Source organism: Pseudochrobactrum asaccharolyticum, from assembly GCF_003314995.1.
GTDB lineage: Bacteria > Pseudomonadota > Alphaproteobacteria > Rhizobiales > Rhizobiaceae > Pseudochrobactrum > Pseudochrobactrum asaccharolyticum.
In genome coordinates this window covers 704,933-718,433 of record NZ_QNRH01000002.1, presented here as the reverse complement: position 1 = coordinate 718,433, position 13,501 = coordinate 704,933, and the positions used below count along the sequence as shown (strand labels likewise).

Here is a 13,501-nt window from a genome sequence, read left to right as displayed (position 1 = left end):
AGTCAAATCGTGTTTTAAGATTCCACAGAATGTTTCACGTGAAACACGTCTGATCGTTAATTAGGCTATATCATGAAAATTGTTTCACGTGAATCATTTTCCGATGCAAAATTGAGAGAATACGAGATCAAGAATATCTTCGACGTCTACATCACCTGTAATTTTTCCTAAGTATTGAGAGGCGATACGTAAATTTTCAGCTCTCAATTCCAAAGGAAGTTGGTTAGACTTGTATGCTGTTTGAATTTCTGATTTGCAGAGATTTAGTAAATCAATGTGCCTGCGTCGTGTTGGTACGACATCATTATGCAGTTTTGTTTTCTCTGAGATGTATGTGTTTAGATTGTCTAAAAGTGCGCTGATCCCATCATTATTTTTTGTTGAAATCAGATAATTATAATTTGGTGTAGAGGTGATTTTTAAATCGACTTTATTACCGATTGTCCAAATATTTGTCTGGAACTCAGAAATATCTACCGCAATCGGATTGGAGATATCTTCAATATATAAAATTAAATCAGCTTCCGCCGCTTTATCCATTGCACGCTGAATACCGATTTGCTCAACTTTACCTGTTGTTTCGCGAATACCGGCAGTATCAGTCACATAAGTAGCGACGCCATTCAGATTCAATTTCACTTCAAGCAGATCACGTGTTGTGCCCGCTTCATCCGAAATAATGGCCACATCACGCGCGGCCAATAAATTCATCAGGCTGGATTTCCCTGCATTCGGTGCACCAATAATGACGACATGAAAACCATCGCGCAGCATTGATCCGCGTTTTCCGTCTTCAATATGTTTTTCAATCTTTGCGCTAAGATCCTGCATTTCGCTCCAGACCCGATCGGATACTGAACCCGGAACATCGCCCTCATCTGCGAAGTCTAATTCAGCTTCAATAAAAGCTCGCGCCTGAATGAGCTTCTGTCGCCAATCCATATAAAGATTACGTTGCGCACCGGAAGCAACTTGCTGTGCTAATCGTCTTTGTGTTTCCGTTTCAGCGGAGATCAAATCCGCCAGCCCTTCCGCCATAGTTAAATCCATTTTGCCGTTTGCAAATGCACGGCGCGTGAATTCTCCAGCTTCCGCTAAACGACATTTTTCAAATTCTGACAGGCCTTCCAGAAATTTTTCCACCACAGCAATTCCACCGTGAATATGAAATTCCGCACAATCTTCACCGGTAAAGCTTTTAGGTCCCTCAAAGAAGAGTGTCAGACCACTGTCCAGAACTTCGCCTGTTTTGTTTTTTAAAAGGCTGAAATGCGCTTTGCGTGGTTCAGGCAATTTCCCCACAATGGTTTCGGTAATGAATCGAGCTTGCGGGCCTGATAATCTGATAATTGCCACGCCAGAAGGCAAACGCCCGCTTGAAAGCGCAAAAATAGTATCGTGATGAAAAGACTGCACTGACATCGAAAATCCGTTACAAGTTAAGAGAAAAATTGCCGCTCTTTAGCTGCTTGAAGCACTATCGTATCGGTTTGAATATCGGAAAGGCAAAGCCATGAACCCGACGCAAAGCCCAACACAAAACAATGCCAGTTCTAATCGCCTTCATACAGCGAACAGTACATATTTGAAACAGCATAGCGACAATCCGGTCAATTGGCAGCTTTGGAACAATGAAGCGCTCGAACTCGCTCGTCTTCATGACAAGCCGATTTTGCTTTCCATCGGATATTCTGCCTGCCACTGGTGCCATGTTATGGCGCACGAATGTTTTGAGGATGAGCAAGTAGCTCAGTTGATGAATGAGCATTTTATCAATATTAAAGTCGATCGTGAAGAACGGCCGGATATTGATCAGATTTATATGTCTGCTCTGACCGCTATGGGCGAACAAGGCGGCTGGCCACTGACAATTTTTCTAACCCCTCAGGGTGATGCTTTTTGGGGTGGCACATATTTTCCTAAATATGCCAATGGTCGGCTGCCCGGCTTTATGGATATTATTCAAAGCCTCGGCACTTTATGGAAAAATGACCGCGAGCGAATTAACGGCAATGTTACTGCGCTTAAAACACATTTACAGAATGTTTTAACACCGGAAGCTGAACCGGCAGCAAATGATGAAGGCATCTTCCAGCGCTATGCTGATACAATAGCCAGACGTATTGATACCACATATGGTGGTATTAGCGGAGAACCTAAATTTCCGAACTTCCCGTTTATGTCGATGCTTTGGACGTCCTGGAAAGTCAGCCAGCAGCAACAACACCATGATCTTTTTATTCTCAGCACCGAGAAAATGCTCAATGGTGGTATTTATGATCATCTTGCCGGTGGTCTGGCGCGCTACAGTACTGACGCATTCTGGCTCGTTCCGCATTTTGAAAAAATGCTTTACGATAATGCGCAGACAATCCGGCAATGCTCATGGGGCTGGAGCAGCACTCAAAATCCATTGTTTCGGAATCGAATCGAAGAAATTATTCATTGGATTACAACTGAAATGACTTTGCCGGATGGCGGTTTTGCCTCCGGTCTTGATGCGGACAGCGAAGGTGTTGAAGGCAAATTCTATATCTGGGATCAGTCAGAAATAGAGAGCATTCTCGGAGAAGATGCTCCTGAGTTCATTGCTAAATACAATGTCAGTGTTGCGGGAAACTGGGAAGACAGCAATATTCTTCATCGGCTGGATATGCTGAACTTCAACCAGGAAGAAGATGAAACCCTAAAGCCAATGCGGGAAAAACTGCTTGGTATCAGAAACTTGCGCATCAGACCTGGGCGTGATGAAAAATGTCTGACCGACTGGAATGCCTATTTCATTCGCGCTTTGGCTGAAGCTGCCCGTGTTTTTAATCGCACTGACTGGCTCGAACTGGCAAAAAACACTTATCAAATCTTGATGCCTAAACAAGGCACAGCCGTCAGTCATATATGGTCAAATACTGAAACTACGCTCCCTGCTCTCTCCTCTGATTATGCAGCGCTCATCAATGCATCTTTGTCACTCTATCAGGCTGATCCGCAGCAAAACTATATCGATGATGCCAAGTCATTGCTGATCTCACTCAATCAGCATCATCTCGATCAGAATGGTGATTACCGGCTGACAGCTTTGGATAATGATGATGTGATTTTTTATCTTTATGGGGATCAGGATGAAGCTATTCCAAGCTCCACCAGCCAGATTATCGAAGCGTGCACAAGGCTGGCACTGATAACGGAAGATGAAGCACTGCTGACCAAAACCAATGAGCTGGCAGAACGTGCGTTAGGGCGTAGCAAACATATGGCTTATGGTCAGGCCGCTATTCTCAATGCTGCAGTTCAGTTGCTTGATCCGGTTAAACTGGTGCTGATCGTTGAGGACACAGAGGATGAATTATACCGCTGCGCATCCCGACATGCCGATCCATGCCGTACAGATATCATTCTAAACCACCACCAAGCCTTACAGCAGCCGCAATGGGCATCTTTCCTGTCTCTGACTGGTAAACGCTCCTGTGCCATTCTCTGCCGCAATCAGGTCTGTTTACCGCCGGTCTATGATGCCGCTGATCTTGAGAAACTGCTCTAGAGCAGTTTATTTACGGATTGAATCTCAGCGTATGCTCTAGATTCTTTATTGGGTCGCATTATCACAACCGTCAAGTTGATCCAACTTGACGGTGAAATGCTCTAAACAAAAACGCCGCCCTTTTGAGGCGGCGTTTTTAATATCAGCATAATGAAACAAATTACGTATTCATTGAATCGAAAAATTCAGCATTATTCTTCGTCTGTTTCAGCTTATCGATCAGGAATTCAATAGCATCGGTTGTGCCCATTGGCGCCAGAATACGACGCAGAACAAAGATTTTCTGCAGATCCTGACGTGGTACCAGAAGATCTTCCTTACGTGTACCGGATTTAAGAATATCCATAGCAGGGAAGATGCGCTTATCGGCAACCTTACGGTCAAGCACGATTTCCGAGTTACCGGTACCCTTGAATTCTTCAAAGATAACTTCGTCCATACGCGAACCGGTATCGATCAGCGCAGTTGCGATAATGGTCAGCGAGCCGCCTTCTTCGATATTACGGGCAGCACCAAAGAAGCGCTTCGGACGCTGCAATGCATTGGCATCCACACCACCGGTCAAAACCTTACCGGATGAAGGAATAACAGTGTTGTAAGCGCGGCCGAGACGGGTGATCGAGTCAAGCAGAATGACCACATCGCGGCCATGCTCAACAAGGCGTTTTGCCTTTTCAATCACCATTTCAGCAACCTGAACGTGACGGGATGCCGGTTCATCGAAGGTCGAGGATACAACTTCGCCCTTTACCGAGCGCTGCATATCAGTCACTTCTTCAGGACGCTCATCAATCAGCAAGACGATCAGATAGCATTCCGGATGATTAGCGGTAATCGAATGCGCAATATTCTGCAGCAAAACCGTTTTACCGGTGCGTGGCGGCGCCACGATCAGACCACGCTGGCCTTTACCAAGCGGTGCAACCAGATCGATCACACGGGCTGAATTGTCTTTATTGGTCGGAATATCCAGTTCCATTTTGAAACGCTCATTCGGATAGAGCGGTGTCAGATTATCAAAATGGATTTTATGACGGATCTTTTCCGGATCCTCAAAATTGATTGTATTGACTTTGAGAAGCGCGAAATAACGCTCGCCTTCTTTCGGGCTGCGGATCGGTCCTTCAACCGTATCGCCGGTTTTCAGTGAAAAACGGCGGATCTGCGAAGGAGAAATGTAAATATCATCCGGGCCCGGAAGATAGTTGGCATTTGCCGAACGCAAAAAGCCAAAGCCGTCCGGCAATAATTCAACGACACCTTCACCGATGATTTCGACTTCCTGAGAGGCAAGGCTCTTCAGAATAGCGAACATCAGTTCCTGTTTACGCATAACACTGGCGTTTTCAACCTGCAGCTCTTCAGCGAGAGCGAGCAAATCGACAGGTGTCTTGTTCTTAAGATCTTGTAGTTTCATTTCCTGCATGGGTGCGGAACTCATATTATAAAAGATTGAAAAAAGAAAAATGCAGTTGTGCGCTCATAATGGTCATGAGGGGCATGACCGGCATCGGAAACCTGCTATTCTTGAAGGAAGGTGTCTTTCCTTAACCGGTTCCGGTGATTTGAGCAAGAGCCAAGCTGCTTTGCAGCGCTATAAAAATAGTCAGACAGGGTGAAATTACGCTCTAAACGGAGCTTAAAGCGTAATTTCTTAGCTTAAATAGTGATCAGAACGGCTTTACGACAACCAGAATGACGATCAAAATCATCAGAACTGTCGGAATTTCATTCACAATGCGCCAATGTTTGGTCGATTTGGTGTTTTTATCCTGAGCGAACATCCGCACGCTCTTGGAAAGATAACCATGCAGACCGGACAGCAAAACAACCAGCAAAATCTTGCCGTGCAACCAGCCGCCACGGAATTCAAAGATTTTCCATGCCAACCACAGACCTAAAACCCAGGTCACAATCATCGCCGGATTGATGATATAACGCAGCAACCGGCGTTCCATGATTTTGAAAGTTTCGGAGGCTTCAGATCCGGCCTTTTCCTGACTGTGATACACAAAAAGGCGAGGCAGATATAACATGCCTGCCATCCAGGCGATCACAGCAATAATATGAAAAGCTTTGATCCAGAGATAGGCTGCATCAGTTGCCGCAAAAAACAGCGCATAGGCTGCAATGGCAGTGATAGCGACAGCAATCACTGCTCTCACAGCAGGATTGCCTGTATTTGTGCCGGATTTATCCATTATGCACCTGCCTGACGGATACGGTTGACCATTTGAGCGACATTTTCGAGCGGCGCCTGAGGTGTAATTCCGTGACCGAGATTAAAGATCAGCGGCCCCTGTCCCAGTTTTTCCAGAATGACATCCACGCCTTCATCCAGAGCCTTACCGCCCGCAACCACACGCAGCGGGTCCAGATTGCCCTGTACAGCGCCTTGCTGTTGTAGTTCCTGTGCAAAGGTCAAAGGAACAGACCAGTCCAGCCCAAGAGCATTTACACCGGTTTTGGCGCGATAATCCCGATAGAGCATCCCTGCCCCTTTCGGAAAACCGATAATCACGGCATCAGGATGGGTTTCGCGGACTTTTTTAACAATGCGGGCAACCGGCTTAATGCAGAAATCTTCAAAGCAATCTTCGTCCAGTACGCCGGACCATGAATCAAAGATCTGAACCGCATCGGCACCGCAATTAAGCTGCTCAATCAGATATTCCGCAGAAATATCTGCAAGATCAGTCAGCAGTTTCACGAAAACATCGCGGTGCTGATAGGCAAACAGACGTGCCGGTGCCTGATCCGGCGTGCCGTGACCGGCGATCATATAGGTGGCAACAGTCCACGGGGCACCACAAAATCCGAGCAGCGTGGTTTCATTCGGCAATTGCTCGCGCAATCGGCTGACGGTTTCATAAACAGCGCTTAATTTGGCTGCTTTACCTGTAATGTCGAGATCTTTGATTTCATCAACTGTCACAGGTGTCATTAAAGGTCCCCTTCCTTCTTCAAAGCGAAGGTCACGTCCAAGAACGTGAGGGATGACAAGAATATCTGAAAAGAGAATGGCTGCATCAAAGCCATAACGGCGGATAGGCTGAAGTGTCACTTCCGTTGCCAGTTCAGGATTATAGCACAGATCAAGAAAGCTTCCTGCTTGTTGTCGTGTCTGGCGATATTCCGGGAGATAACGTCCTGCTTGTCTCATCATCCAGATTGGTGGTGGAAAGACGGTTTCACCTTTGAGAACGTTCAGAACTTTACGTGTCATGCGATTTACCCACACCGGTTTTCCCCGGTTATCCCATAAAGAAAGTGATGATTTTTGGATTCTTATGATTCTTAGAGTCTGTTGATAACGGGGATTAAATGTTTCCCTGAGTTTTCCCACAGGCTGATCATGAAAACCGGCTGATGTGGATAAATTGCCCATCAATCGGGAAAAAGCAATGCGACCAAAAATTCATCAATAAAAACTGATACTTATTGAAAATATCATTCATGCTATCCTGTGGACAACCATTGAATGAATTCTTTCCAACTTTGAATTGCTCCTGTTACCCACAGTGTTTATTGTCACGAATATACAGTCAGGCGCGCTGTGGATGAATCCTGTTTAAATCAACAGGCAGAGAAAGACGTCTCAGAGCCGGTACTTTTTACACACAGCCATCAACAGGGATGTGAGAAATCTGTGACAAAGACTCTTTCTTACTTTCATCTTCATCTGATTTCAGATGCAACAGGAGAGACTCTCCTTGCAGCAGGCCGTGCGGCGGCCGCTCAATACAGCCATGCGCGCGCAATTGAGCACATGTATCCGTTGATCCGAACCGAGAAACAGCTGGCTAAAATTCTGGAGAATATTGATGCCGAACCAGGCATTGTTCTCTACACAGTGGTGGATCAGAAATTGGCTTTGAAGATTGATGAAGCCTGTTCGCAGATGGGCATTCCGAGTGTTTCTGTGCTGGAACCGGTGCTGGCGACTTTTCAATCTTATCTCGGTGCTCCTGCCCATCGCCGTGCCAGTGCGCAACATGTGCTGGATGCCGATTATTTCCGCCGGATTGATGCACTTAATTTCACTATGGAGCATGATGACGGGCAATTGCCGCCGGATCTGGAAGAAGCAGATATTATTTTGATCGGCATTTCACGTACATCTAAAACACCAACCAGCATTTATCTGGCCAATCGCGGGATCAAAACGGCCAATATTCCGTTGGTTTTAGGCATTCCGCTGCCGGAAGCGCTGCTTCATGTAAAAAAGCCGCTTGTTGTCGGGCTGATTGCCAGTGCCGAGCGTATTTCTCACATCCGTCAGAACCGGATGCTGGGCACATCTCCGGGGCTGGATACGGAGAGCTATACGGATCGTATCAATATTGCGCAGGAACTGGCCTATGCGCGCAATATTTGCGAGCGCAATAACTGGCCGGTGATTGATGTCACACGCCGCTCTATCGAAGAAACCGCGGCAGCTATTCTGGCTTTACGCCCGCGTGTCAGATCGGATGACTGATAGGTGTTTTTTCGCTGTTTAGAGCGCCATGCGCCCTCTTTGGCGCATAAAGGTCGCTCTAACTCATTATATTTACAGCATAATTTTACCTAGAATGATTCCAGTTCAATGAATTATGCTGTAGTACGATGAAATATCTGATATTCTTCAGGGAAGTATTTTGAGCTGCGTAAATGGCAGTGAGTTTTTTGATATTTGAACGGAGTTTTCAATATGGCACTGCCTTTGATCCTTGCTTCTCAAAGCCCTTTTCGTGCAACAATTTTAAAGAATGCCGGCATTCAGTTTACATCGCAGAAAGCCAATATTGATGAGCGCGCGGTAGAGGCACCACTCTATGAAACCGGTGCAACGCCGGAAGATGTGGCTCTGATCCTCAGTGAAGCTAAAGCAGAAGAAGTCAGTCAGCATTTTCCACATGCATTGATTATCGGTTGTGACCAGACATTGTCACTTGGGAGTGAAATTTTTCACAAGCCTGCGGATATGGATGGCGCACGCCGCCATCTTCTGGCTTTGTCGAGTAAAACCCATCAATTGAACAGCGCGGTGGTGCTGGTTCAGAACGGCCAGACCGTATGGCGTCATGTTTCGGTGGCTTATATGACAATGCGTCATCTGGAGCCGGGCTTTATTGGCCGCCATCTTGCGCGTGTCGGTGATATTGCGCTTTCCAGTGTGGGTGCTTATCAGGTTGAGGGTGAAGGTATTCAGCTTTTCGATAAAATTGACGGTGATTATTTTACCATTGTCGGTTTGCCATTGCTGCCTTTACTGAAAGAATTGCGTGCCAGAGGAATTATTGATGGCTGAGAAGAAACAGGCTTTTGTTACCGGTTTTCCGATTAAACATTCGCGCTCACCTTTAATCCACAATTACTGGCTGCAACGCTATGGTTTGAGCGGTTCTTACAAGGCAATTGAAAACAGCCCTGAGAACTTTCAAAATTTTGCCAAAACCCTTGCAGAACAAGGCTTAAGCGGCGGGAATGTGACTATTCCGCATAAAGAAACTGCCTTTGCATTATGTGAAAAACGTGATGCGGCAGCGGAGGCCATCGGGGCTGTGAATACCCTGTGGATAGATGCGGAAAACAAGCTCAACGGCGGCAATACGGACGCCTATGGTTTTGCTGCAAATCTTGATGCGCAATTGCCGGATTGGGATAAAGACGGCAAAACAGCTTTGGTGCTGGGTGCCGGTGGTGCCAGCCGCGCTGTGCTCTATGCTTTACTGAACCGTGGTTTTGAAAAGATCATCGTGGTGAACCGTACTGTAGAACGGGCGCAGGCCTTAGTTGATCATTTTGGTTCAAAAATTAAAGCTGCTGGCTGGGATCAGGCACAGAGCTATGTCAGTTCTGCCGATGTGATTGTGAATACAACGTCACTGGGTATGAGCGATCATGGTGAGGCAGAAGCTTTTCCGCTTGATTTCTCTGAAGCTAAAGCCGGTGCGGTTGCAACGGATATTGTCTATATTCCTTTGGAAACACCGTTTTTACATCAGGCGCGTCAGGCTGGTTTACACTGTGTGGACGGCCTTGGCATGTTGCTGCATCAGGCTGTGCCGGGCTTCGTGCATTGGTTTGGTGTGCGTCCTGAGGTGACAGATGAGTTACGCCAGCTCATATTGGATGATATTCTAAAATCTTGATAGGCAGACTTATGATCAAGCTGGGACTGACCGGTTCAATAGGCATGGGAAAATCCACAACTGCGCAGCTTTTTGCAGAAAAAGGTGTGCCGGTTTACGATGCTGATGCGACAGTCCACCAGCTTTATCAATCTGAAGCCGTACCGCTGATTGCGGAAGCTTTTCCGGAAGCCGTTATTGACGGGAAGATTGATCGTAAAATTCTGTCTGCCAGTGTTTTGGGCAAACCGGATGAGCTTAAAAAGCTTGAGAAGATTGTTCATCCGCTCGTCCATGCAAAAGAACAGCAGTTTTTATGCGATGCAGAGGCCAAAGGCGCCAAACTGGTCGTTCTGGACATTCCGCTGTTGTTTGAAACAAGCGGAACAGGTCGTGTGGACAAAATTTTGGTGGTCAGCGCACCTTATGATATTCAGCGTCAGCGGGTATTGGAACGCGAGAATATGACGGAAAAAAAATTTCAGTCGATTTTAGCACGTCAAATGCCGGATGCTGAAAAACGGACAAAAGCGGATTTTATTGTTGATACGGGGCGGGACAAGGATTTTGCCCGTCAGCAAGTATCAGATATTTTTGAAAAGCTGTTAAACGCAGCTGTATAAGTAATTTACAGGACGAACCATGCGCGAGATTGTTTTCGATACAGAAACCACCGGCCTTGAGAAAAATGAAGACCGTGTGATCGAAATCGGTTGTATCGAGATGGTGAATAAATTCATCACCGGCAAAACATTTCACATCTATATCAATCCGCAGGGCAAAAAGGTTCATCCGGATGCATTGGCAGTGCACGGTATTACCGATGAAAGCCTGCTGGATAAGCCGGTTTTTGCTGACATTGCGGATGAGTTTCTGACCTTTATCGAAGGGGCTAAGCTGGTTGCGCATAATGCGATGTTCGATATCGGCTTTTTGAATGCCGAACTGGAGCGCATTAACCGGACACCGATTTCTACCGACGTGGTAATCGATACGCTGGCTTTGGCGCGCCGCAAGCATCCGATGGGGCCAAACACGCTGGATGCGTTGTGTAAGCGCTATGGCGTCGATAATGCGCATCGTAAATTACACGGTGCATTGCTCGATACGGAATTGCTGGCAGAAGTTTATATTGAGTTGCTCGGCGGACGTCAGACATCGCTGGGCTTGAGTGTTCAATCATCAAGTGAAACAACCAATGGCGATGAACCGGTTACTGAGATTGTGCTGAAAGCACGGCCAAAGCCCCTGCCCTCACGGCTGACTGCAGATGATCTTGCAGCTCATCAGAAGCTCATTGATAAAATGGGCGATAAGGCTGTCTGGAAAAAATATCTGAACTGATTTTTTCAAAATATAAAAAAGCCGCTATGTCTCAGACACAGCGGCTTTTTTAAAAATCATTACGTAAAAGCTTAGTTTACCTGAGCTTTTGCCTGTTCTTCAGCCATACGCTGCTGGAACATGGTTGCAAAATCGATCGGGTCGATCATCAGTGGCGGGAAGCCGCCATTGCGTGTTGCATCAGCAATGATCTGACGGGCAAACGGGAACAGCAGACGCGGGCATTCGATGAACAGGATCGGCAGCATGTGTTCCTGCGGAATGTTCTGAATGCGGAAAACGCCGCCATAAACCAGTTCAGTGCTGAACAGAACTTCTTTGCCTTCGCCAGCCTGTGCTGTCAGGGTCAGAACAACGTCAAAATCGCCTTCAGCGATTGGATTTGCGTTCACATTAACATTGATGCTGATGTTTGGCGCATTTTCACGCGGACGCAGGGAAAGCGGTGCATTCGGGCTTTCAAAGGAAAAATCCTTGATATACTGAGCCAGAATGTTGAGGGATGGCTGTGCACTACCGTTACCGTTCTGTGCTTCGTTTGGCGTCTCTGCCATTATCATATACCTTTTTGTTAACGATGATCGACAGATCGTCGAACAGTATGACAACACAGGATATTGTGCTGTAACACTTTGAAAGCTCATACAATTTTATTGAGAAAACAACTTCAGAAGAAGAAATTAAACCATAAAATTGATCTCGTGGTTTCAGAAAACCAAAGCTTGTGCAAAAGCAATCCGAAACTTGTGCCATTTGGCTAGCATATGTGCCTTTTGCAGGCAATAACGCTTGGTATTATTTGATAAAGCTAAAAAGAACAGGCATTGAAATAAGACAGGACAATGAATTGCATGTCCATTTGCTTTTCCTCATTTTCGGTTGTCTTCAATCTCTTTTGGGTCCTGTCCCCAGGGAGAGTCATTACTCTTTTTGGCAGTATCGGAGAAACTGGAATAATCCTCAGGATCAAGATCAATAATATCATCATCCTGCGGAGCGTTTCTCTGAGTATATGATGAATAACCGGCACCGCTTGCCTGAAAATTACTCGCCATGACGATACGGTTGCGTAAGAACCGGTTCCAGATCAGGTCGCGGACAAACGGGATAAACAGTAAAAGACCGATAATATCGGTCAGAAAACCCGGAATAATCAGCAGGATACCGGCAAAAATAAGCAGCGTTCCATGAATAATTTCACGTTCCGGCGCACGGCCTGCCGCAGTTTCTGTTTTCATCTGGTTGAGCAGGCTCAGACCTTGACGGCGCAGCAGGGCAAAACCCAGAACAGCACTGAGGACAATCAGGCCAAGTGTTGCCAGTACGCCGATTTCGGAACCGACAATGACAAAGCCTGCAATTTCAATAAATGGCAGTGCTAAAAACATGAGCAGGCTGATCGGACCTAGCATTTTCTTCACGGGTGATTGACCTCTTGATGGACAGACGACAGATGCGGTTTTGACCGTAAATATGCCGGATTATGAAATTAAACAGAATATATAGATAAGAATGCCGGTTTGGCATTTGAATGCCGGAATGCAGTGAACTATATATTTTTTTAAAACATAGCGTTTTTATGGTATCTTATCAGCAGATTATGGCTGATGACAGCGTATCTGAAGGCTTTTTCGGTATAAGGATCAGGCCTGTTACAGCATATTCTGAATATGCTCTGTAAAAAAGATATTGTATAATTCATCAGTACAGGCAAAACCTGAGACTGAGGTGTTCATTGTGTGATCCGGCAGATAACTGCGGAGATAGTTGGCGAGCGGTATGAATTTTTTCAGTTTTGGCACATTCTTTTTCTTCATCGTTGCAGTGATTATTTTTCTGCAATTGCGCAGCGTGCTGGGAAAACGCACAGGTAATGAGCGCCCGCCATTCGATCCGTATACACGGCGCGAGGAAGACACAGCGCAGGCGTCTCAGCAGAAAGATAATGTTGTCGCCTTGCCGCAGCGCCAGACCATTGAAAATCAGGCTAAAGATTTCAAATCGATCGATGCGATTGCCCCTGAGGGCACAGAGCTGAATACCGGTCTGCGCAATATCCGTGCACAGGATGCCAGCTTTGATCCGAAAGAATTCCTCAATGGCGTTAAAATGGCCTATGAGATGATTGTACTGTCCTATGCGGACGGCGATCGTAAAACCTTGAAAAACCTGCTTTCCAAAGATGTTTATGAAGGTTTTGATGCTGCGATCAAAGAACGCGAAACCCGTGGTGAAAAGGTCAATTCCACCTTTGTCGGTATCAATCAGGCGAAAATTGTTGCGGCTGATATGAAGGGCAAAGATGCACAGGTTACAGTGCGTATTGTCAGTGAGATGATTTCTGCAACGCAGGATAAGCAGGGCAATATTATTGATGGCGATCTGGAAACAGTTGCGGAAATCCGCGATGTCTGGACTTTCGCGCGGAATACCGCAAACCGCGATCCAAACTGGAAACTGGTTGCTACAGAAGCGGAAGACTAATTCCTGTTGCTGAAATGAT

13 protein-coding genes are annotated in these 13,501 nt (G+C 46.2%); 7 read left to right on the top strand and 6 right to left on the bottom strand.

Annotated elements, in window-relative coordinates; genetic code table 11:
• Positions 1-93 precede the first annotated feature (93 nt).
• Entirely contained in the window at positions 94-1,422 is a 1,329-nt protein-coding gene (mnmE, locus tag DFR47_RS07795) for a tRNA uridine-5-carboxymethylaminomethyl(34) synthesis GTPase MnmE (RefSeq protein WP_113943788.1), read from the bottom strand.
• A 91-nt stretch (positions 1,423-1,513) separates the two neighbouring features.
• Between mnmE and DFR47_RS07790 the strand changes: the two genes are divergently transcribed.
• Positions 1,514-3,538: a thioredoxin domain-containing protein gene (locus DFR47_RS07790; RefSeq protein ID WP_113943787.1), complete on the top strand. Its 2,025-nt coding sequence runs from the start codon at positions 1,514-1,516 to the stop codon at positions 3,536-3,538.
• Positions 3,539-3,698: 160 nt separating this feature from the next.
• Here DFR47_RS07790 and rho read toward each other — a convergent pair whose 3' ends face one another.
• The 3 genes from rho to hemE all read right to left on the bottom strand — a co-directional run bounded on the left by rho (position 3,699) and on the right by hemE (position 6,764).
• Positions 3,699-4,964: a transcription termination factor Rho gene (rho, locus tag DFR47_RS07785; RefSeq protein WP_113943786.1), complete on the bottom strand. Its 1,266-nt coding sequence runs from the start codon at positions 4,962-4,964 to the stop codon at positions 3,699-3,701.
• A gap of 244 nt (positions 4,965-5,208) precedes the next feature.
• Positions 5,209-5,739, bottom strand: a complete 531-nt coding sequence (gene hemJ / locus DFR47_RS07780; RefSeq protein WP_113943785.1) for a protoporphyrinogen oxidase HemJ — start codon at positions 5,737-5,739, stop codon at positions 5,209-5,211.
• Positions 5,739-6,764, bottom strand: coding sequence for a uroporphyrinogen decarboxylase (gene hemE, locus DFR47_RS07775; RefSeq protein ID WP_113943784.1), 1,026 nt, complete (start codon positions 6,762-6,764; stop codon positions 5,739-5,741). The genes hemJ and hemE overlap by 1 nt, the downstream gene beginning before the upstream one ends.
• 330 nt (positions 6,765-7,094) lie before the next feature.
• On the opposite strand from hemE, the gene DFR47_RS07770 reads away from it, so the two are divergent.
• From DFR47_RS07770 to dnaQ, 5 genes are all read left to right on the top strand, one after another.
• Positions 7,095-8,018: a pyruvate, water dikinase regulatory protein gene (locus tag DFR47_RS07770; protein WP_374788341.1), complete on the top strand. Its 924-nt coding sequence runs from the start codon at positions 7,095-7,097 to the stop codon at positions 8,016-8,018.
• A gap of 213 nt (positions 8,019-8,231) precedes the next feature.
• Positions 8,232-8,831: a Maf-like protein gene (locus tag DFR47_RS07765; RefSeq protein ID WP_113943783.1), complete on the top strand. Its 600-nt coding sequence runs from the start codon at positions 8,232-8,234 to the stop codon at positions 8,829-8,831.
• A complete protein-coding gene (locus DFR47_RS07760; RefSeq protein ID WP_113943782.1) occupies positions 8,824-9,675 on the top strand; it encodes a shikimate dehydrogenase in 852 nt (283 codons plus the stop codon). Before DFR47_RS07765 ends, DFR47_RS07760 begins: the two co-directional genes overlap by 8 nt.
• Positions 9,676-9,686: 11 nt before the next feature.
• Positions 9,687-10,277 (top strand): dephospho-CoA kinase, encoded by a 591-nt coding sequence (gene coaE, locus DFR47_RS07755; RefSeq protein WP_113943781.1) that lies wholly within the window; start codon positions 9,687-9,689, stop codon positions 10,275-10,277.
• Between the two features lie 19 nt (positions 10,278-10,296).
• Positions 10,297-10,998, top strand: a complete 702-nt coding sequence (dnaQ, locus tag DFR47_RS07750; protein WP_113943780.1) for a DNA polymerase III subunit epsilon — start codon at positions 10,297-10,299, stop codon at positions 10,996-10,998.
• A gap of 71 nt (positions 10,999-11,069) precedes the next feature.
• On the opposite strand, the gene secB is transcribed toward dnaQ, so the two are convergent.
• Both secB and DFR47_RS07740 read right to left on the bottom strand, forming a co-directional pair.
• Positions 11,070-11,552, bottom strand: coding sequence for a protein-export chaperone SecB (gene secB / locus DFR47_RS07745; RefSeq protein WP_113943779.1), 483 nt, complete (start codon positions 11,550-11,552; stop codon positions 11,070-11,072).
• A 315-nt stretch (positions 11,553-11,867) separates the two neighbouring features.
• Positions 11,868-12,410, bottom strand: coding sequence for an FxsA family protein (locus tag DFR47_RS07740; protein ID WP_113943778.1), 543 nt, complete (start codon positions 12,408-12,410; stop codon positions 11,868-11,870).
• A gap of 367 nt (positions 12,411-12,777) precedes the next feature.
• Here DFR47_RS07740 and DFR47_RS07735 point away from each other — a divergent pair, with 367 nt between their 5' ends.
• Complete coding sequence (locus tag DFR47_RS07735; RefSeq protein WP_113943777.1) at positions 12,778-13,482, top strand: Tim44/TimA family putative adaptor protein; 705 nt, start codon at positions 12,778-12,780, stop codon at positions 13,480-13,482.
• Positions 13,483-13,501: the final 19 nt, after the last annotated feature.